Raw genomic sequence first — 20,725 nt, forward strand, 5'->3', positions numbered from 1 at the left:
CTCAATACTCCTGGCGAAAGGCCAGGTCAGTCGCCGAGCGCCGCCCGCAGCCGCGCCCACATCCGCGCGTCCCCAGGCCGGCCAGGGCCTGCTCGAAGCCCTCCTGCTCGCTGCGGTACATCGCGCGCTTGTCCGGGTGCTCTCGCGACGCCTCGGCGTTCGCGATCCGGTCCGCGAGCTTGAGGATCGCCGCCTCCGGGTGCTGCCGGATCTTCTCGTACACGGCGCGGTTCCGCTCCTTGCGGTTCCTCCCGGTCCCGGTCACCGCCCACATGAGCGCCGCCACGTCCTCCCCGAAACGGGCGGCGATCTCCTCGCGTGTCGTGGCGGTATCTTCCAGGGCGTCGTGCAGCCAGGCGGCGACGCCGAGCGCGCCGCCGTGGCCGAACGCCGCGAGCACCGCGCGCACCTGGGCGAGGTGCACGCAGTACGGGTGCTGGCCGTACCGCTGGCCGGCGTGTCGCTCCTCCACGAGACGCCGCGCCGCCGCCTCGCGGGTCTCCTGGTCGGCCTGCGCGCTGGTCGGGAGCGTGTAGGCGTAGGCAGGGCGCTCCGGCATGGCTGAAGCCTACGCGCTCCGGCCCGGGAGCGCACGGGGGCTCCGCACGTGTGCAGCCCAACCCCGCGTCGGTTCACCAGGGATCGATATCCCCCTCCCGCCTCCGCTCCCGTCAGGGCATCGGGTACACGAGCGAGAGCCCGGCGACGCACATCTCGTCGAACGTGCTCCCCTCGCCGTAGACCACGTCGATCGTCGCAACCATATTCGCCTCCTTGAGCGCCTTGACCACGTACGGGTTCTCCGTCGAGTTATTGTACGTGCACCGGATCCGGAGCACATCGCCCGGCTCGAGCGTCGGGAGCGTCTCGATGGGCGCGTCGTACGAGTACGAGCGCTGCCAGCCGAACTCCCACTTCGGCGCGTGCGCCAGGCACTCCTCCTCCGGTTGATCGGGTGAGCCGTTCGCCCGCGTGACCGTCACCTTCTCGTCGAAGCCCAGGTAGTGCATGTGCAGGAACTGGCCATAGATGCGCGTGCCCGGCGGGAACGGCATCTGTTGCGCTACGGGCGAGTCCGGGGCCGGGACCGTGATCTGCTGCGTCTCCACGTGGTTCTTGCTGTCCGCGGGGATCAGGAACTCGACGCCGTCCTTGTCGCTCGGCCCGGGGAGCAGCCCGAAGCCAAACTCGTTGACCGGATCGTCGAAGTTGCCGATCAGGTGGTACAGGAAGCCGTACTTCGGCTTCTCTTTGGTGAGCCTGAGCTGGATGCGCGTCAGATCCGGGTCGGCCGTCGTGCCGGCGGGGTGGTAATGAATCTGCATCACGATGAGCGACCCCTTCGGGATCAGCTGACCCACCCCCTCGGGCAGATCGACCGGGTCGGTGCCGGGAGCCCAGGCTGTGAGCATCTGGAGCGAGTCCACATCCATGCCCATCGGGACATCGCCGGCGCCACACGGAAAGCTCCCGTCGGGGCCGGCTTGGCTCGCGGACGTCCCCTCCGGATCGATGGAGATGATCCCATGGTGAACGACCTTGTGGTTGCCGGGCACCATCTGTACACCGCTGAGGTACTGGTCCTCGGTGAGCCCGGGATCGATGACGAAGCAGCGGAACTCGTCCTGCTCACCGGAGGTGACGTAGGGCTCGTTCGGATGAACCTCGAGGGTCATGCCCGGCAGCTCGGGGCTCTTCGGCACGAACGAGGCGGGCGCGTCCTTCGGATCACCCTTGGGGGCGCCGGCCTTGCTCCAGGCCTCCAGCGTGCTGATCTCCTCGTCGGAGAGGCGGATGTCGCCCTTCCACGCGTGTCGGGTCGAGCACTCGTCCGTGTCGCGCACGGCGAAGGGCGGCATCGTGCCCGCCTTTGTCGACTGGACCATGAGCGCCGCGACAGCCTTGGCGTCGTCGTACGCGGTAAGGCTGAAGGGCGCGATGTTGCCCTCGGAGTGGCAGCTCATGCAGCTCCTCTGCAGGATGGGCTCGACGTCCCTGTGGAACGTGGGGGTGCTCCCGGCAGCCTGGGGCTCCGTGGGCTCGTCGCCCCCGGAGCAGCCGGTGAACGAGGCGGCGGCTGGCAGGGCGAGGGCGAGGGTCAGGGCGGACCGCGAGACTCGGGCGACGGAACGCGAACGTCTTGAAGCAGGCATGAGACCTCCGGGCAGCCGGATCCTTCACGAGCGGAGGGTCCGGGCGCTTGGTAAGGAGCCACGTTTTGCGCGACTGCGTCTCTTATACGTGTATTATGCATATAGTCGCCCCGCCCGGAGCGTCAAGAAATTTTGTGCAAAATACACGCATCACACAAAAGAAGCTCCGCGAGCTCCACGGAGCCGTGGTCGATCCGATCGCGCTCATGAAGCAGCCGCAGCGCGATCGGGCGCTGCTCGCGGAGGCGGGGCATCTCCCTGGAACGAGCCGTCTCCGCGCTGCTGGTGAGGATCGAGCGCTTCGGGCCGATCGGCGTGGTCGACCTTTCGGACCGCGCCGGGCGCGACTACACGACCGCGAGCCGCCAGGCCGCAAAGCTCGCGAGCCTGGGGCCGGCGCCCGGCGCGTCCGCGCGGGGCCCACCACGGGGAGCGCGCCGGGCGCCCGTTGGCTCTCCCTCGCGGGCGCTCACGCGCCTGGGAAGAGCTCCTCGGCCGTCATGTACTTCGCCCCGAGCGCTTGCGCGAACTCCCGGTCGCTTTCCATATCGCCGACCATGACCAGGTGCTCTCGCGCGAGCTTGTGGCGCTGGATCAGCGCTACCCCGAGCCCCGGCAGGGGCTTGCGGCAGAAGCAGCCGACCGGAAACGCCGGGTGCGGGCAGTACACGACCTCGGCCACGGGCAGGCCGAGGAGCTCGATCGTCCGCGAGAACGCGGCCAGGACAGCCGCTTCGGTCACCGATCCTTTCGAGATGCCGCTCTGGTTCGACACGAAGAAGAGCGTGTATCCGTCGTTGACCCAGCGCTCCAGGACCGCGCGCCGACCGGGCAGGAGCTCGACGTCGTCGGGGTCGCGCGGGTAGATCTCGCCGCTCTTCGTCCTTCGCAGCGTGCCGTCGACGTCGAGGAGCAGGCCCTTGCCCGTGAAGAGCGGATCGACGCGCCGGGCGAACGCGATCTCCTCGACCACCGAGAACCCCTCATCCGCGTGCGGCGCCTCGAAATTCGCGGCCCACCGCGAGAGCGCCTGCGGCGGCGGCAGGTTGGGATCCTCTTTGCCGAGCGCTCTCATGTCCTCCGGGCCAAGCAGCTTGCCGTAGCGCTCGAGGACGCGCAGGACGACGTTCGCGTAGGCCTCGTTGATGGGCGTGGCCAGGTACCGGCACCGGACGGGCACGCCGTGCGCGTGCGCCATCCGGAGCACCGCGTAGCGCGACGCGCGCGTGCCGTACGTATTGTCGAGGACCACCCGCGTCTGCCCCGAGGAGAGCAGCTCCCCGAGCTTCTTGACCACGCCGTCGAGCGTGCCGCCGAGCTCATCTCGGTTCAGGCGCGCGTACCCCTTGGCCGTGTAGCGGGCGACCTCCGACGATTTGCCTGCCCCTTGGATCCCCATGACCACGACCACCTCGGGCGCGTCGCCGGGGCCCTCTCCGGGCTCGAGCTTGCGCAGGCCGGCGGGGACCACGGGGGGCGCGACCGAGGCCAGCACATCGGCCGTGGGCGCGAAGCTGGTCTTCGAGAGGTCGGCTCGATCGGGCGCGCCAAAGGGGACCCGGAGCGCGCGCAAACAGGACTCGACGCTCTCCCGCTTTGTCGCCCCGAACAGGGGAAGGACCGGGGGGCCGAGATCGAGCAGGGCCGCGAGGGCCGCCTCCTGGGGCGTGATGCCGTGCCGCGCGGCGATGGGCTTGATCGCGCGGTTCTTGAGGAGGCTATCGACCTTGGCGTGACCGCCGAGCGGCCGGTGGGCGAGGAACGGGATGCCCATTTGCCTGGCGAGCTCGAAGAGGCCTCGGGCGGCGCTGCCGCGATCGAGGACGCTCAGCTCCTCCTGGATGGCCCGCACCGGGAAATGCCGCTCGGCCTGGCGGACCTCGGCGATGGAGGTGTTGCTGAGGCCGAGGTGCTCGATGAGGCCCTCTCTCTGGAGCTCGGCGAGGGCAGCGAGGCTCTCTTCGAGCGGGGTCCTGGGGTCGGTCACGTGGAGGAGGAGCATGAACATCCGCGAGACGCCGAGCGCCTTCAGGCTGCCCTCGACCGTGCGGCGCAGGTGGTCGCGGCCGCCGTTCGGGGCCCATCGCCCTTTGGGTCGGGTGAGGCCCGCCTTGGTGATCACGCGCACGTCGTCGCGCGGGCCGGACCACGCGTCGAGCGCCTTGCGGACGAGGCGCTCTCCATAGTGGACCTCGCGGTCGGTGAGGCAGTAGGAGTCGGCGGTGTCGAGGAGGCGTATGCCTTGCTCGAGGGCAACGTGGATGACGGCGATCGCGTCGTCTTCCGAGGGGCGCCCCTCCGTGGCCAGCCGGAGCAGGCCGAGGCCGAGGGGAACGTCGAGGTGGCCTAGGACACCGTAGGGCGAGGGGGCGTGCGTCACGGAGGCGCCGACGTAACCAGGTCCGCGGCTCGACGCAAGCGCCAGCGCCGAGATTGCAGGGGCTCGCGCGCGCGGGCGATACCCCCGCCCGGGACAAGGACGCACGATCTCTCGCTCCGCGAGGCCGACCTCAGCCGGCTGGATCGCACGAGGTGACCTCGAAGCGCCCGCACACGGCGAGGTCCGTGCTGCCGGAGCCGACGGAGAGATCCCACGAGAGGCCCGAGGGCGTGCCGACGAATGGCTCGACCGTGATCTCGCCCTCGACCTCGTCGATCCCCCTCCTCGCGCGCGCGATGCCCCGAGGCGTCTCGACGTCGACGACGAAGGTGCCCGGTTGACCGTCCCAATCCCCGATCCCCAGGACGAGGACGTCCTCCGTGTTCACGTTGGATGACGGCACGCAGGCCGAGGAGGCGTCCGGCCAGATCTCGACGAAGAGCACGAGCCCGCCCCCTCCGCATCTCGTCTGCGAGAAGGTCTGGCCGGGTGGAACCATCCGGCTGGGCCCTGCGTCGCCGGGCGCAGCGTCTTGGGCAGCGCCCGCGCTGCTCGAGCTGCTGCCCGAGCCATCGCTGCCCCCGGAGCCCTCGGAGCTGCCAGGCTCCGGGACGGTGGTCACGGATCCGCCGCACCCGGCGAGCGCGGCAACGAGAAGGCAAGCGCGGAGACGCATCGCCGCAGCGTACCGACCAGGACGCGCAATCACAAGCGCGCGACGCGGCTTCGCGGCCACGCCCGAATGCCAGGCGAGGAGGTCGGACTACATGTCCTGAACGACCGCGGACGCCTGCTTCAGCGCGCGGCTATCGCGCAGCGGCGAGTTGCCGAACATGCGCGAATACTCGCGGCTGAACTGCGAGGCGCTCGTGTAGCCGACGCGGTAGGCCGAGACCTCGGCGCCCATGCCCTCTTCGACCATCAGGCGGCGCGCCTCGAGCAGGCGCAGGCGCTTCTGGTACTGCAGCGGGCTCATCGCGGTGGCCTCCTTGAACCGCTTGAAGAACGCCGCCCGGCTCATCCCCGCGGCGCGCGCGAGCGCGGCGATATCGACGTCCTCGTCGAGCGACGACTGCAGGCGATGCACCGCCTCGGCGATGCGGTGCGCCTGGCTGCCCGCGCGCACGAGCTGGCGGATCGCCGGGCCGTCGGGGCCCTTCAGCAGGTGGAACATCAGCTCCCTGGTCACGAGCGGCGCGAGCACGGCCGCGTCGTCGGGCGTCGCGAGCAGCGCGCCCAGCCGGATCGCGGCGTCGAGCAACCGGTCGCTCGCCCTGCCGATGAAGATCGCGCGCCCCGGGCGCTCGACGTCGTCCGGCCGCGCGCGGTCGAGCTGCGCCGCGACCTCGCGCAGCGCGGCCGCATCGAAGTCCAGCTTCAGGCACAGAAGCGGCTGCGCCGACGACGCGCCCACGACCCGGCTCGTCACCGGCAGGTCGATCGGGCTGACGACGTAGTGCGGCTCGCGCTCGCGATAGACCTGCCCCTCGAGCAGGATCTCCTTCGTGCCCTGCGGGACGATGCAGATCGACGCGCGCCAGTGCCGCTTCGCGCGCTGCTGCGGGCGCGAGACTTTGATGCAAGAAATTCCGGGCACCGGCGAGGCGTGCACACCGTCGTCGGGGCACCACCGTGCGATGAGGTCCTTCAGCCGTTCGCGCGCGGCGATCACCAGGGCAGCCTAGCCCCGCGTAGACGATCGGGCAAGAACTGGAGACGGCCGTGTATTTCGCGCGCGCCGCGCAGGTGCCATGGTGGCTCTCGAACCAAGGAGGTCTCTCATGCGTGTCTTCCTCACGGGAGCCAGCGGCTTCATCGGCTCTGCCATCATCCCCCAGCTCGTCCGCGCCGGCCACCGCGTGCTCGGCCTCGCGCGCTCGGACGCGTCCGCCGCAAAGCTCGCCGGCGCCGGCGTCGACGTGCACCGCGGCGATCTCACGGATCTCGATGGCCTGCGCCGCGGCGCCGCCGCCTGCGACGGGGTGATCCACTGCGCGTTCTCCCACGACGACTTCAACGATTACGCCAACAACTGCGCGAAGGACCGCGGCGCCATCGAGACGCTCGGCGGCGCGCTCGCGGGCTCCGATCGCCCGCTCGTCATCGCCAGCGGCATTGCGCGCCTCACGCCGGGCCGCGTCGTCACCGAGGACGAGACGCCCGACGAGTCGACCGGCGGCCTGCGGGCCGCCTCCGAGCGGCTCGCCCTCTCGTTCGCGAGCCGCGGCGTGCGGGTGTCCTCGCTGCGGCTGCCGCCATCGGTCCACGGGGATGGCGACCACGGGTTCGTCCCGATGCTGATCGAGATCGCCCGCAAGGCCGGGCGCTCCGGGTACGTCGGTGACGGCGAGAACCGGTGGCCCGCGGTGCATCGGCTCGACGCCGCGCGGCTGTTCGTCCTCGCGCTCGAGAAGGCGCCGGCCGGCGCGCGGCTCCACGCGGTCGGCGACGAGGGGATCCCGACCCGCGACATCGCCGGCGTGATCGGCCGCAAGCTCGGCCTGCCGGTCGAGTCGGCCCCCAAAGAGCACTTCGGCTGGCTCGGCGGGTTCTTCGCGCTCGACACCCCCGCGACGAGCGCGCTCACGCAGGCGCGGTTCGGCTGGAAGCCCGAGCAGCCCGGCCTGCTCGCCGACCTCGAGCACGGCACCTACTTCGCGCGCGCCTAGGTGAGCTCATGGCTAGGGCCCGGGGTCGGGAGGGCCGGCACGGCGGTCAGCCCTTGCTCAGCGGCCGCGCGATCTGGACGATCTTCTCCCGCGCGAACCTGCAAGCATCGTCGTCGTCGGTGGCGGCGGGCCAGAGCAGCTCCATGTACCCGGGCTGGATCTCGAACGGCAGGGGCTTGGTCCGGAGGTGCGGCCTGACGGCGCGGATGTCGGCGGCGACGATCTCGGGCACGGTCGCCAGCATCGCGGTGCCGTCGATCAGCGCGCCCAGGTTGGAGAAGGTCGCGACGGAACACCGGATCTTTCGCGTCTTGCCGAACGCGTCCTCCACGAAGCCGCGCAGGTCCCCGTTGTACGAGACGATGACGTGCTCGTGCGCGAAGTACTCGGCCTCGGTCAGCTTGCGCAGGCGCGCGTGGCGCGGGTCGTAGAGGCAGGTGAAGCCGGTCTTCAAGAGCCGCTTCCGGCGGATGTTCGAGGGGAGATCGTCGGCGACCGTGATCGCCGCGTCGACGCCGCCCGCGAGCGCCGCGCCCACGGTGCGGAACTGCACGGGCACGGCGATGACGCGCATGCGCGGCGCCTCGCGCTCGAGCGCGCGCAAGAGCGGCGGGAGCAGCCACACCTCGGCCGTGTCGGAGAGCCCGAGGCGGAGGGTGCGCTCGCACGTCTTCGGGTCGAAGCTCGGCGGCGCGAGCGCGGCCTCGATCAGGGCGCCGAGGTGCGGCTTCAGCGCCGCGCGCAGCCGTTCGCCCCGGCTCGTCAGCGCGAGCCCGCGCCCGCTCCGCACGAAGAGCGGCGCGCCGACCGTCGCGGTCAGCCGCCGGAGCGCGGCGCTCACCGCCGGCTGCGTCAGGTACAGCCGGCTCGCCGCCTCCGTGACGCTGCCCGCCTCGGCGACGACGGCGAAGACGCGGAGCAGGTTCAGGTCGAGGTCCTTTCCATAAATATCAGGCATGTCAAGAATACATACTATTCATTGGAGCAATGAAACGCGAGCCCCTAGGGTAACTGCATGACAACGACGAACACCACCAAGCTCGGCAAAACTGGCCCCTCCGTCTTCCCCCTCGCCCTCGGCTGCATGAGCATGGCCGGCGGCAGCCCGTACGGCGCGAGCGACGAGGCGGAGAGCATCGCGACCATCCACGCGGCGCTCGATCGGGGCGTGAACGTCCTCGACACCGGCGACTTCTACGGCATGGGCAAGAACGAGATGCTCGTCGGCCGGGCGATCAAGGACCGGCGCGACAAGGTCGTGCTCAGCGTGAAGTACGGCGGCCTGCGCGCGCCCGACGGCACCTTCATCGGCTTCGACACCCGTCCGGTCGCGACGAAGAACTTCCTCGCCCATAGCCTGTCGCGCCTCGGCGTCGACTACATCGACGTCTACCGGCCCGCGCGCCTGGACCCGGCGGTGCCGATCGAGGACACGATCGGCGCCATCGCCGACATGGTGAAGGCGGGGTATGTCCGCCATATCGCCCTCTCCGAGGTGGGTGTGGAGACGATCCGCCGCGCCGCGAAGGTGCACCCGATCGTGGACCTCCAGATCGAGTATGCGATCGTGAGCCGCGGCCCCGAGGCGACGATCTTCCCCGCGCTCGCCGAGCTCGGCGTCGCGGTCACCGCGTACGGCGTGCTCTCGCGCGGCCTGCTGGCCGGGAGCAAGCCGGCCGGCGCGGGCGACATGCGGGCCCACTTGCCGCGCTTCTCGGGCGAGAACGGCCGGAAGAACCAGGCCCTCGTCGACGCCTTCGTCCGGCTCGCAGAGAGGCGCGGCGTCACCCCCGCGCAGCTCGCGGTCGCCTGGGTCCGCGCCAAGGGGGCCGCGCAGGGCGTCACGATCATCCCGACGATGGGCGCGCGCACGCGGAAGCAGCTTGAGGATGCCCTCGCCGGCCTCGAGATCGCGCTCTCGCCCGCCGACGTCGCCGAGCTCGAGGCCGCCGTCCCCGCGGAGGAGATCGCCGGCACCCGCTACCCCGCGCCGATGATGGCGATGCTCGACAGCGAGAAGTGACCGAGGGGCGCCCGCAGGTGGTGGCCCAATTTACCCCGAAGTGATTCACATGAGGCGGGAAGGCAGGAAGAGCATTGATCTTTTCTTGCCGCCATCCCGCCTTCCCGCCTTCATGTTCAAATCCGGCCACCGCCCGCCAGCAGGCCGTGGCGTGACTACGGCCCCTTCAATGCATGGATGAGCTGTCGATACAGCGTCACTCTTCCAGGAGGGGCGGGTCGCGCCGGCGCGGGGCGGCGCCCAGCGGGCTCAGGGCGCGTCGAAGCGGTACGCGGTCGCCTGCGCCGACGCGCGCTGGCCGAAGTCGTCGCAGAAGGCCGACAGGGCGCGATAGCCGCTCGTGGGCAGCAGCTTCCGGAACTCGAGGTGCGTGACGAGGCAGAACGCGCAGGCCTCCAGGTAGCTGACGTCACGATCCGGGGGCAGCGCGGCGCGCACCGCCTCGATGTTGTCGTCGAGCCAGGCGAGCATGTTGAGCAGGCTCTTTTGCAGCTTCACGAGCTGCGCGTCCTCCTTCGGCGTCCCCGCGAGCTGGCCCATGATCAGCGTGACCTCGGTCGCCATCGCCTGCACGACGAGCTCCTGCGCGTTCGCGGTCAGCGCCTCGGTGAGGTGCTCGGGCCAGACCACGCGTCGCGGCGCGGGCGCCCGGCGGGCGAGCTCGCGGCAGATGTTGAGCGAGCCGAGCCACGTGGTCGCCCCCGTCCGCAGGATCGGCATGCGCAGCGCCGGGTTGCCCGCGTAATCCGCGGCGTCCACGGAGCGCAGATCGGGGACGACCTCGAAGGCGTAGGCGACCCCGAGCTCCGCGGCGAAGAGGCGCGTGACGCGCGTGAAATGGGAGCTCGAACGGCCGACGAGCGTGGGGATGCTGCCAGGATCGGGTGTGGGCTCGGTCACCCGAACGACGTACCACGAGCGCCGCCGCGAGGGCCAGACGGCTGCGGGGTTGCTGCGGCGGCAGGGGTGGCAGGTCCATCCCGTCGTACAGCCACGCTGCACACGTCGGCCGGACAGAGGATCTTCATTCAGTCCCCTCTCGCGAGAAAGCAGCGCTGAATCGAGAATCGCTCACGGATCGAGATCGGACGCTCGCGACGTCGGGCGGACGAGGCGCACCCGACATGGGCTGGCCCTGGACCGCGCCCGAGCGCGTCCCTCCGGAAAAAAACCGCCGAGACGCCGAGGACGCCGGGAGAGCAGAAGATTTTTCCGGCGTCCCGGCCGGCTGTCCCATCCCCGCCTGCGGGCTCCGCCCGTCGACAGCACATGAATCCGGGACACGCAGCGCGACTCGATAGATATTTCCAACACCCATCTTCCTGCGGAAAGCCCTCCAGATGAACGACAACACCCCCTGTGTGCGCACAACAGCAGGAGCTCGCGACAGCCATCGATGTCCAGCGCCGCGATTGCATTGCAGTATTGTCGTCACATATACGATCCCCTCATCCAGCATCGCGCATTGCGTCGCGCGCGCTCGCGTGCTTTCTAATCTTTTCATGAATCGGTCGAGCGGCGAACGTCGCGCGGCCATCACCATGAAGAGGTTACCTCGCTTTACTATAACACTCCGCTTCGACTGGTCCTGTGCCTGGCCATCGGCCTCTCGGCGACGGCCTGCAACGGCCTCAACATCGATCCAGAGGATTGGGGCATCGGCGGCGGCGACGGCTCGGACGACGGCGACGCCGCCAGCACGACCGACAGCGCCAGCAGCTCGAGCCAGGGCGGCGGCAGCGCCACCGCGGGCTCCGGCGGCGCGGGCGGCGACGCAACCACCGGCGGCGTGGGCGGCGACGCCGCCACCACGGGAGCGGGTGGCGACGCCACCACCGCCGGCGCCGGCGGAGAGGGCGGCAGCACCACGACCACCGCGGGCTCGGGCGGCGCGGGCGGCAGCACCACGACCACCGCGGGCTCGGGCGGCGCGGGCGGCGCGGGCGGCGGCGCCACCACCGCGGGCGCCGGCGGCGCGCCTCCGCTGGATCCCGCCTGCGGCCCGGACACCGCGACCTTCGCCGATGTGGCGCCCATCCTGGAGCGGAGCTGCTCGAACCAGTACTGCCACGGCAACGCCAGCTCGCCGGCCGGCGGGCTCGATCTGCGCACGGCCGCGGCGGTCTCCGCGATGGTCAATCAGGACGCCGGCTCGTGCTCCAGCGAAAAGGCGCTCGTCGTGCCGCTCATGCCGAGCAGCAGCTATCTCATGAACAAGCTGAAGGGGGTCGATCTGTGCGACCCTGACGAGTTCAGGATGCCCATAGGCACGCCGCTGCCCGACGCCGAGATCAAGACGATCAACGACTGGATCTGCGCCGGCGCCCCCGACCGCTGAGCATCGTCCGCCCCCGCGGACCTCGCGCCGCCCCCCGCCGGCGGCGCGCATCGACCGAGAACGCCCTCCCCGCCTCCCCCAGCTCGCCCCGTCCAAAGCTGACGAGCGGCCCATCGCGCCGATTTCCGCCGCGCCCCCCCCTGCCGCGCGCCTTATCGCCGACGCACGCGCGCGCGGCGAGGCCACGGCCGGGGCTCATGTGCGCTGCCGCGGTCGGAGACGCCCCCGCGGAGATGGAGACGGACGGAGCCCTCTGCCGGCGACGCCGCGCGCGGGCGCTCCCCCGCAACGCCGCGACGCCGCGAGCCACGAAGACAAACCAGCGCGGACGTCGTCCGCCTCCGCGGTAAGGCGTCGCGATCCGTGCTCTTCACCTACTTTGCAGTTGTCAGTCGCCACGTGTTCTGTAGCATCCGAAGCTGAGCATCTCTCCTTCGCTTGCATCTTAGGCGCACGAGCACGACCCCCCAATCAAGGAGGATCCATGAACGCAAGGAGCATCGGGCTCTCGAGGCGCGGCATTGGCCGTGCCCTCTCCAGGGTTGCCTTCGCCGCGACCCTGTTCGCCGGCGTGTCGTCGGGCCCGGAGGCCATCGCCGCTCCGTCCTACCGGCTGTTCGAGAGCGGGCAGGTCCGTCCGCTCGCGCTCTCGCCGAACGGCAAGCTGCTCTTCGCCGTCAACACCCCGGACAACCGCCTGGAGGTCTTTGCCGTCAACGCGGGCGGCCTGGCCCACCGCGCCTCGATCCCCGTCGGGCTCGAGCCGGTCGCGGTCGCGGCGCGCAGCGACGAGGAGGTCTGGGTCGTCAACCACCTGTCCGACAGCGTGAGCGTGGTGCGCCTCGGCCCGCTCGGGTACCGCGGCGCCGTCGTGCGCACCCTGCTCGTGGGCGACGAGCCGCGCGATATCGTCTTCGCCGGCCGGAACAAGCGGCGCGCCTTCATCACCACGGCCCACCGAGGGCAAAACATCCCTCACGACCCGCAGCTCACGACGCCCGGGGTCGGCCGCGCCGACGTGTGGGTCTTCGACGCCGCGAGCCTCGGCGCCTCGCTCGGCGGCGACCCGCTCACCATCGTCACCCTGTTCGGCGACACGCCCCGCGCGCTGGCGGCGACGCCCGACGGGTCCCGCGTCTACGCGGCCGCGTTCCACTCGGGCAACCGCACCACCATCGTCCACGACTCCCTCGTTCCCGACGGGGGCGAGGAGGCCGGCGGGCTGCCCGGCCCGACGACGAACTTCGAGGGGGTCCCGAGGCCCGAGGTGGGGCTCATCGTCAAGTTCGACGGCGAGCACTGGGTCGATGAGCTGAGCCGCCCCTGGGACGACAAGCTGCGGCTGTCGCTGCCGGACAAGGACGTCTTCGTCATCGACGCCAAGGCCAATCCGCCGGCGCAGCTCCCTGGCTCGAGCGGCTTCTACACCGGCGTCGGCACCATCCTCTTCAACATGGCCGTGAACCCGGTGAGCGGGAAGGTGTATGTCAGCAACACCGAGGCGCGCAACGACCTCCGCTTCGAGGGGCCGGGCATCTTCGCCGGCAGCAGCCTGCGCGGCCACCTGCACGAGAGCCGGATCACGGTGCTGAGCTCCGCCGGCGTCGCCCCGCGGCACCTCAACAAGCACATCGATTACGACGCTTGCTGCGCCCCGCTCCCGAACGACGAGAACGAGAAGAGCCTCGCGCAGCCGCTCGGCATGGCGGTGAGCGGCGACGGCAAGACGCTGTACGTCGCCGCGTTCGGCTCCTCGAAGATCGGCGTCTACGACACCGCCGCGCTCGAGGGCGACACCTTCACGCCGAGCACGGCCGCGCAGATCCCGCTCACCGGCGGCGGGCCGACCGGGATGGCGCTCGACCAGGCCCGCAAGCGCATGTACGTGATGACCCGCTTCGACAACGCGATCTCCGTGATCGACACCGCCGCGCGCGAGGAGATCGCGCACCTGCCCCTCTACAACCCCGAGCCGCCGAGCGTCGTCGCGGGGCGGCCGTTCCTCTACGACGCCCGGATGAGCTCGAGCCACGGGGACTCGTCCTGCGGGAGCTGCCATGTCTTCGGCGATTTCGACAGCCTCGCCTGGGACCTCGGCAACCCGGACGGCTCGGTGGTCAACAATCCCACGCTGGTCGTCCCGCCCATCCCCGGCGCCGGGTTCGGCGACGACGGGTTCTTCGGCGAGGACCCCGATTTCCACCCGATGAAGGGGCCGATGGTGACGCAGAGCCTGCGCGGCATGGACAACCACGGCCCCATGCACTGGCGCGGCGACCGCACCGGCGGCAACGCCGAGCCCACGTCGCAGCCGGACGAGGGCGGCTTCGACGAGGAGGCGGCGTTCAAGAAGTTCAACCCCGCGTTCATGGACCTGCTCGGGCGGCACGCGGAGCTCGGCGACCCGGAGATGCAGGCCTTCACCGACTTCATCCTCCAGGTCACCTACCCGCCCAACCCGATCCGCAACCTCGACAACTCGCTCACCCCGGCTCAGCAGAGCGGGCGCGACACCTTCATGAACACCGTCGTCGCGCCGACGGGCTCGTGCGAGAGCTGCCACCGGCTCGATCCCGGCGCAAACCCGTCGGAGGGCGTCTTCGCCGGCTTCTTCGGGACCGACGGACGCGCGGCGGTCTCACCGGATCCGCAGTTCTTCAAGGTCCCGCACCTCCGCAACCAGTACCAGAAGGTCGGGATGTTCGGCGCGGCCTTCACCACCCTCTCGCACGGCCCCGATCCGTTCCTCGGCGATCAGGTGCGCGGCTTCGGCTTCAACCACGACGGCGCTTTCCCGGACCTGTTCCGCTTCAACAGCGGGTTCGACCAGTTCGAGGGCAACCCCGTCGGCCTCCCGGTGACCCCCGAGAACGCTCAGCTCAAGCGGGACATGGAGCAGTTCATGCTGGCCTTCGACTCGAACCTCGCGCCGATCGTCGGGCAGCAGACGACGCTCACCGCGAGCACCTACGCCGCGGTCGAGGGGCGCATCGATCTCCTCATCGAACGCGCGGACGCCGGCGAGTGCGATCTCATCGCGAAGGGCCGGATCGCGCAGCAGGAGTTCGGGTTCCTCTACCTCGGCGGCGGCCACTTCGCGGCCGACCGGCAGTCGCTCGGCGCCGTGCCGGACGCGCTGCTGCGGTTGCTGGTCGCCCTGCCCGGCAGCGCGCTGACCTACACCTGCGCGCCGCCGGGATCCGGCGAGCGCATGGGGGTCGACCGCGATCTCGACGGGCACCTCGACGGCGACGAGACCTCGGCGGGCAGCGATCCGGCCGATCCCCAGAGCACGCCCTGAGGCGGCGCGCTCCGCCGGAACCCGGCCGCCGCGGCCCGGCGCGCCGCCGCGGAGAATCGGCGGTATCGAGGAGCGCTCGAGTTCTGCGGCGGCGCCGAGCACGCTAGAGTGCGGCGCATGACGTCGACAATTCAGGTGGGGCTCGTCGGTGATCGCGACGACGCGGTGACGGCCCACCGGGCCATCCCGGTGGCGCTGCGGCTCGCGGGGGAGGCGCTGGCGGCGCCGCTCGCGTTCGCGTGGGTGCCGACCGAGGAGGTTGTCGACGCGTCGCGGGTGGCGCGCTACGACGCCCTCTGGTGCGTGCCGGCCAGCCCGTACCGGAGCATGGACGGCGCGCTGCGGGCGATCCGCTTCGCCCGCGAGCAGCGGCGCCCGTTCCTCGGCACCTGCGGCGGCTTCCAGCACGCGATCGTCGAATACGCGCGCCACGTGCTGGGCTGGTCGGACGCCGAGCACGCGGAGACGGCGCCGGAGGCGCGGCGCGCGGTGATCGCGCCGCTTGAATGCGCGCTCGTGGAGGCCGCCGGCACGGTTCGTTTCCGCGCCGGCAGCCGCATCGCGCAGGCGTACGGCCGCGCCGAGGCCACCGAAGGATACCGCTGCCGCTACGGCCTGAACCCGGAGTTCCAGGCCGCGCTGGTCTCGGGGCCGCTGCGCGTCAGCGCGGAGGACGACGCCGGCGACGTGCGCGCCGTGGAGCTGGACGGGCATCCGTTCTTCGTCGCCACGCTGTTCCAGCCGGAGCGCGCCGCGCTCGCCGGTCAGCTGCCGCCGCTCGTGGCCGAGCTCATCCGGGCGTGCTCGGGCCGCGCCAGGTGAACGCCACCAATTCCCCGGGTCAGAAATCCCGCCAGAAAAACCGGTCGATGACGAGCGGTTGCCGGAAACAGTAGCGATTCTCATGGTTTCCGCCTGTTTCGCCGCCGAGGGCGGCTCTGGTGTGGCCCAACGGGGCGCCCTCCGCCGTCGCGTCGCCCGCGTTTAAGGGCCCGCGGCATCACCGATCGGGGTCGGCGCCTGGCCTGGCGGCGCAGCGCCGCGGGATTCTCCTTCGCTCGCCGCCCTGTCGTCGGGCCCCTTGATGCGCTGCCGCCTGTTTCGGGCTCGTGCCTGCGTGCCCGCACTCTGCCAGCCCAACCTTGAATTAATCGAATCGAGCTCCTGCCCGATGGACGCATTGCGTCCTTGCTGAAGACACCTCGGCGGGGACGCACTGACCGCGTCATGAGTCCAATGGAGTTCATGGCCCGGCTCGCGGCTTTGATTCCTCCGCCGAAGATCCCGCTTGTGAGATACCATGGCGTGTTCGCGCCTCGCTCGTCGTGGCGCTCTCTCGTGACACCCAAACCTCCGGCCCGCGCCGCGAAGTCTGAGCCGTGCGCGGGGCACGCGCCTCTGCCCGCCGCGCCCGCGCCCGCCGCGCCCGCGTCGCCGTGCGCTCCGCCGGCGCTCTCAGCGAGGTCGCTCGCGCATGCCGAGCCCACGGTGCGAGTTGAGCCGACCCTGATCTCGGCCTTGCACTGGGGGCGGCTGCTCGAAAGGGAGTTGTTCGCAACGTCGCGCTACGTCGAGTGGGCCGTGCTCATGAAGCGTTCGTTCGGCTTCGATGCGCTCCGCTTCCCGAGATGCGAACGGAGGATGCGCGTGCTTTCCACGATCACCGACTCAGCGGTGGTGCGCCGCATCCTCGATCATCTGAACTTGCCCTCGCAGCCCCGAACGGCAGCACCCGCGCGCGATCCAACGTGGGAACCGATGGCGTTCGGGTTCGACGCGGCGTAGGCGGGCACCCGGCCCGAGCCCGTCATGGCGAACGCACGTCGCGGTCGTCGAGCCAGAGCTGCACCCAATGCACGGCGCGCGGGCCCTGCGACGGGGCGAGCGGGTGTTTGATGCGCGATAGACGGCTCGCCCGGCGCCGTTCCCGCGGGGCTTGACACGGGCGAGAGCACTATGGTTTCCTATCCGCTCGGCCGCATGAAGGAGGGCAAGGACACCATCAGGCTCACCGGCAACGTGCTGCGCGACTACCTGACGGACCTGTTCCCGATCCTCGAGTTGGGCACCAGCGCCAAGATGCTCTCCATCGTGCCGCTCTTGGCCGGCGGCGGCCTCTACGAGACCGGCGCCGGCGGCTCGGCGCCGAAGCACGTCCAGCAGCTGCAGAAAGAGAACTACCTGCGCTGGGACTCGCTCGGTGAGTTCCTGGCGCTTCAGGTCTCGATCGAGGACCTTGCCAACAAGACCAACAACGCCAAGGCCAAGGTGCTCGCCAAGGCGCTGGACACGGCGATCGGCCTGCTCCTCGAGAACAACAAGAGCCCGGCGCGCAAGGTCGGCGAGATCGACAACCGCGGCAGCCACTTCTACCTAGCGCTCTACTGGGCGCAGTCCCTCGCCAAGCAGACCGAGGACGAGGAGCTGGCGGCCAGGCTCGGCAAGCTCGCCCAGACCCTGACGGACAACGAGTCCAAGATCGACGGCGAGCTGCTCGGCGCGCAGGGCAAGCCCGTCGACCTCGGCGGCTACTACCACTTCGACGATCAGAAGACGTTCGCCGCGATGCGGCCCAGCGCCACGCTGAACGCGGCCATCGACGGCTTCTCCTGAGCCGCGCCGGGTCCCCGCCGAGCGCGCGCGTGGTCACAGGCGACGCGCTCGGCGGCCACGGCCGTTCAACCACCGCACGACCGAGTTCCGCGCCGGGTGAGCGCCTTGACACCCACCACCAAACGATGACACCATGTCTGAAATCGTTTGGTGGACTGGAGCAGGGAATGGCCGGACGAGGACGATCGATCAGCGGAGATAAGCCCAAGCCCGGCGCTGGCGGCGGTGGAGAAATCTCTCCAGGGAAGCTGGATCCGTTCGAAGGGAAGGACTCCTTCGACGGTGAGACGTTCGATGGGCTCACCCTGGAACGAGCGGACCTGAGCGGCCGAGATTTTTGCGGTTGCGTGTTCCGGCGTTCGAAGCTCGGCGAGAGCCGCTGGACGCGCGCTCGGCTCGAGGACTGTGTCTTCGAGAGCTGTGATTTGACCAAGGCCGACCTCACCATGCTCTCGCTGCGCGGCGTGGCGTTCAACTCCTGCAAGCTGCTGGGCGTCGACTGGACGAACATCGCGAAATACCCCGACGTGTCGTTCGAGGATTGCGACTTGCGGTATGTCATCATGGATTCGCTCGCGCTGCGCAAGACGCGCTTCGAGCGGTGCGCGATCACCGAGTCGGTCTTCGCCGCGACGGACCTCTCCGGGGCGGTGTTCGAGGAGTGCCGCTTCGCGGGGACGCGCTTCGAGGACTGCGACCTTCGAAACGCGCAGTTCCCTCGATCCCAGGATCTGTTCATCGACCCGGCGAAGAACAACGTGAAGGACGCCCGCATCCCGCTCGAGGCGGCGATCCTCCTCGCGGCCTCGTTCGGCATGCGCGTGCTCGGCTTCACGGAGAAGGACGGCGGATAACGGCCCGGGTCGCCGTGCGCCGCGGCGCGCGCGGAGCGGCCAAGACCGGCTCCGTGACGGCCGTGCAACGCACGTCCAGCGACCTCGGATTGAATCCATACCTGCACGTGCTCTTTCTCGAGACGTGCTCGAGTGCCCGAGCTGCAAGGGGAGGATGAAGCTTGTCGCGATGATCACCGAGCCGAGCAGCATCGCCCGCTTCCTCACCGCGCTCTGTGAGCGTACTTGCGCGGTGCGCATCGCAGCGGATGACGGCGGTCGACGATCCGCGCGCGAGAGGCTCGTGCGGTACTGCTCCCGCTCGGCCTTCGCACTCGATCGAATCGAGCTCCTGCCCGATGGACGCATTGCGTCCTTGCTGAAGACACCCCGGCGGGGACGCACTGACCGCGTCATGAGTCCAATGGAGTTCATGGCCCGGCTCGCGGCTTTGATTCCTCCGCCGAAGATCCCGCTTGTGAGATGGCGTTCGGGTTCGACGCGGCGTAGGCGGGCACCCGGCCCGAGCCCGTCATGGCGAACGCACGTCGCGGTCGTCGAGCCAGAGCTGCACCCAATGCACGGCGCGCGGGCCCTGCGACGGGGCGAGCGGGTGTTTGATGCGCGATAGACGGCTCGCCCGGCGCCGTTCCCGCGGGGCTTGACACGGGCGAGAGCTCTATAGTTTCCTACGGATGGGCCCTGGTGAGCTTCACCGGCCTCGCCGAAGCGGGAAGTCTCAACATGCGCAGGTGGCTGCGGCAGACCTTGTCGGCGTGCGGGCAACCCGACTACAGCCTAGGCGGCATCTTGCAGCGTTTTTCTGAGCGTGCGACCGCGCACTTCCGGACGTGCCCCGACATACAGAGGGTAGCCGCGGCTTCGCGGCGCACGACGTTCATCTTCTCGGCTTACATGTACTACGTGGACGGGACGCCGCCACTCGGAGCGGTGGCGCTCGTGAGCAACTTCGAGAATGGTGCGCTGGAGAAACCTAATGACGAATTCACCATCGCGTGCATGAACGAGCCGCCGGAACTACCCGAGGATCACCAGTGGGTGATTCCGGCTGGAATCTTCCCTTGGGGAGTGGAGGTGCTGCGACCCGTTCGCGAGTTGCTCGCGCGCCGTCTGCCGCCGGAGCACGTCATTGGACGCGCCGTAGCCCTGATGCGTGAGCTCGCCAACCGCCCTCGCGCACAGGGCGCCATCGGGGAGCAACTGCTCTCTTGTATTCTTTGGCGAGACAAGCCCGGGCTGGTCCCATCGTATTATCACGCTCGAAAGGTATGCCTGACGGAGCCGGGACCCGACATCGCCTTTGCGCACCCAGACGGGTCGTGGAACAGCGCGGGCATGCGCATCAAAGGGTTCGGCCCGGATGGTAGGGAAGTGCCCATGTACGTACCACCCGCAAAGCCGAATGCGCCATGTCCGTGCAACAGCGGTCGGAAGTACCGCGACTGCCACGACGTAAGCCGCCGAAAGTACGGCGCACGTCACTAATCGGCGGCATCACCCCAAGGCGCTCTTCGACGCCATGTTCGACTGTCTTGAGACTGGGTCGGGAGGCCACGGAGGAGATCATGACGACGGCGGAGATGCTCAGGCGAGAGGGACGAGACCAGGGACTTCGGGAGGAACGTCAAGAGGGTGAGATCCTCGGCAAGCGGGGAACGCTCCTCCTTCAGCTCCGCCAACGCTTCGGACGCCTCCCCGTGGCAACCGTTACACTGATCGGAGTCCACGCGAGCGGCGGGCTCGACGTTCGGCCCAGGCCTGCTCACCCCTCCGCTGCGACCGGCAGCCTGAGCAGCCGGCCGATCGCCTCGTGAACGACCCGGGCGCCCACCTCATCCCCCAGGGTGACGGCGCAGCTCATGGTGCTGGCGAGCGAGGCGACCACCGCAGCCCGACGGGACGGCTCGGTCACGGCGAGCTCCCCAAGCCCGGGGTTTGGCCGTTGGGCCCGGGTTGGGCCCATTCCGCCCGACGGGCTGCGATCCGTCGTCACGCCCTCCCCAAATCCCCCGGGATGCGACGGATCGCGACGGTTCGCCCCCGCGGAACAGTCCCGCCAGGAATTCCCGGATTCCCGGTCGGAGAGGGGCTGTCGTCAGAAATCTTAGTGATTCCAATAGCCTCCGCCGGTTTCACCGCCGAGGGCGGCTCCGACGTGGCCCAACGCGGGTCCAACGGGCCGCCCTCTGCCGCCCCGTCGCTCGCTGTCGAGGGGACCGCGGCATCGCGAGCCGCTTGCCCACGCCGGCGGCGGCCGCGCTCCTGTGGACGCTCAGCCGGCTCGAGGCGATCCGCAAGACGGGCGCCGCCGGGCCCGGCGAGGACGCTCGGGGACCCGCTGCGAGACGCCATGCAGGAGTCGCGACGCCACCATCACACGGTGCGCGAGGAAGT

Annotated in this window: 17 protein-coding genes and 1 pseudogene; 10 read left to right on the plus strand and 8 right to left on the minus strand. The window is 70.0% G+C overall.

Annotated elements, in window-relative coordinates:
* Position 1: 1 nt before the first annotated feature.
* From WME98_RS01190 to WME98_RS01210, 5 genes are all read right to left on the minus strand, one after another.
* Positions 2-559, minus strand: coding sequence for an HD domain-containing protein (locus tag WME98_RS01190; protein ID WP_437949554.1), 558 nt, complete (start codon positions 557-559; stop codon positions 2-4).
* Between the two features lie 112 nt (positions 560-671).
* Positions 672-1,964 (minus strand): hypothetical protein, encoded by a 1,293-nt coding sequence (locus WME98_RS01195; RefSeq protein ID WP_437949555.1) that lies wholly within the window; start codon positions 1,962-1,964, stop codon positions 672-674.
* Positions 1,965-2,622: 658 nt separating this feature from the next.
* Positions 2,623-4,533, minus strand: coding sequence for an aldo/keto reductase (locus WME98_RS01200; protein WP_437949557.1), 1,911 nt, complete (start codon positions 4,531-4,533; stop codon positions 2,623-2,625).
* Positions 4,534-4,663: 130 nt separating this feature from the next.
* Positions 4,664-5,155 (minus strand): hypothetical protein, encoded by a 492-nt coding sequence (locus WME98_RS01205; protein WP_437949559.1) that lies wholly within the window; start codon positions 5,153-5,155, stop codon positions 4,664-4,666.
* Between the two features lie 141 nt (positions 5,156-5,296).
* Positions 5,297-6,205 carry an AraC family transcriptional regulator N-terminal domain-containing protein gene (locus tag WME98_RS01210; protein WP_437949561.1) on the minus strand — a complete coding sequence of 303 codons (909 nt, stop codon included), beginning with the start codon at positions 6,203-6,205 and terminating at the stop codon, positions 5,297-5,299.
* A 109-nt stretch (positions 6,206-6,314) separates the two neighbouring features.
* On the opposite strand from WME98_RS01210, the gene WME98_RS01215 reads away from it, so the two are divergent.
* Positions 6,315-7,202 carry an SDR family oxidoreductase gene (locus tag WME98_RS01215; RefSeq protein WP_437949563.1) on the plus strand — a complete coding sequence of 296 codons (888 nt, stop codon included), beginning with the start codon at positions 6,315-6,317 and terminating at the stop codon, positions 7,200-7,202.
* Positions 7,203-7,248: 46 nt separating this feature from the next.
* Here WME98_RS01215 and WME98_RS01220 read toward each other — a convergent pair whose 3' ends face one another.
* Complete coding sequence (locus WME98_RS01220; RefSeq protein ID WP_437949565.1) at positions 7,249-8,160, minus strand: LysR family transcriptional regulator; 912 nt, start codon at positions 8,158-8,160, stop codon at positions 7,249-7,251.
* Positions 8,161-8,217: 57 nt separating this feature from the next.
* Between WME98_RS01220 and WME98_RS01225 the strand changes: the two genes are divergently transcribed.
* Positions 8,218-9,225 carry an aldo/keto reductase gene (locus tag WME98_RS01225; protein WP_437949567.1) on the plus strand — a complete coding sequence of 336 codons (1,008 nt, stop codon included), beginning with the start codon at positions 8,218-8,220 and terminating at the stop codon, positions 9,223-9,225.
* 249 nt (positions 9,226-9,474) lie between these two features.
* Here WME98_RS01225 and WME98_RS01230 read toward each other — a convergent pair whose 3' ends face one another.
* Positions 9,475-10,125, minus strand: a complete 651-nt coding sequence (locus WME98_RS01230; protein ID WP_437949569.1) for a glutathione S-transferase N-terminal domain-containing protein — start codon at positions 10,123-10,125, stop codon at positions 9,475-9,477.
* An 889-nt stretch (positions 10,126-11,014) separates the two neighbouring features.
* Here WME98_RS01230 and WME98_RS01235 point away from each other — a divergent pair.
* The 8 genes and pseudogenes from WME98_RS01235 (at position 11,015) to WME98_RS01270 (ending at position 19,816) form a co-directional block, all read left to right on the plus strand.
* Positions 11,015-11,563, plus strand: a complete 549-nt coding sequence (locus WME98_RS01235; RefSeq protein WP_437949571.1) for a hypothetical protein — start codon at positions 11,015-11,017, stop codon at positions 11,561-11,563.
* 484 nt (positions 11,564-12,047) lie between these two features.
* A complete protein-coding gene (locus WME98_RS01240) occupies positions 12,048-14,864 on the plus strand; it encodes a hypothetical protein (RefSeq protein WP_437949573.1) in 2,817 nt (938 codons plus the stop codon).
* 117 nt (positions 14,865-14,981) lie between these two features.
* Positions 14,982-15,686 (plus strand): CTP synthase C-terminal region-related (seleno)protein, encoded by a 705-nt coding sequence (locus WME98_RS01245; RefSeq protein WP_437949575.1) that lies wholly within the window; start codon positions 14,982-14,984, stop codon positions 15,684-15,686.
* A 366-nt stretch (positions 15,687-16,052) separates the two neighbouring features.
* On the plus strand, positions 16,053-16,649 hold the full coding sequence (locus WME98_RS01250) for a transposase (protein ID WP_437949577.1): 597 nt from the start codon (positions 16,053-16,055) through the stop codon (positions 16,647-16,649).
* 186 nt (positions 16,650-16,835) lie between these two features.
* Positions 16,836-17,477: pseudogene (locus WME98_RS01255) on the plus strand (NADP-dependent isocitrate dehydrogenase); the annotation flags it as partial.
* Between the two features lie 167 nt (positions 17,478-17,644).
* Entirely contained in the window at positions 17,645-18,331 is a 687-nt protein-coding gene (locus tag WME98_RS01260) for a pentapeptide repeat-containing protein (RefSeq protein WP_437949579.1), read from the plus strand.
* Positions 18,332-18,500: 169 nt separating this feature from the next.
* Complete coding sequence (locus WME98_RS01265) at positions 18,501-18,941, plus strand: transposase (RefSeq protein ID WP_437949581.1); 441 nt, start codon at positions 18,501-18,503, stop codon at positions 18,939-18,941.
* 74 nt (positions 18,942-19,015) lie between these two features.
* Positions 19,016-19,816 carry an SEC-C metal-binding domain-containing protein gene (locus WME98_RS01270; RefSeq protein ID WP_437949583.1) on the plus strand — a complete coding sequence of 267 codons (801 nt, stop codon included), beginning with the start codon at positions 19,016-19,018 and terminating at the stop codon, positions 19,814-19,816.
* 277 nt (positions 19,817-20,093) lie between these two features.
* Here WME98_RS01270 and WME98_RS01275 read toward each other — a convergent pair whose 3' ends face one another.
* Positions 20,094-20,243, minus strand: coding sequence for a hypothetical protein (locus WME98_RS01275; RefSeq protein ID WP_437949585.1), 150 nt, complete (start codon positions 20,241-20,243; stop codon positions 20,094-20,096).
* Positions 20,244-20,725 lie beyond the last annotated feature (482 nt).

This window comes from Sorangium sp. So ce296, from assembly GCF_051529605.1.
Lineage (GTDB): Bacteria > Myxococcota_A > Polyangia > Polyangiales > Polyangiaceae > Sorangium > Sorangium cellulosum_D.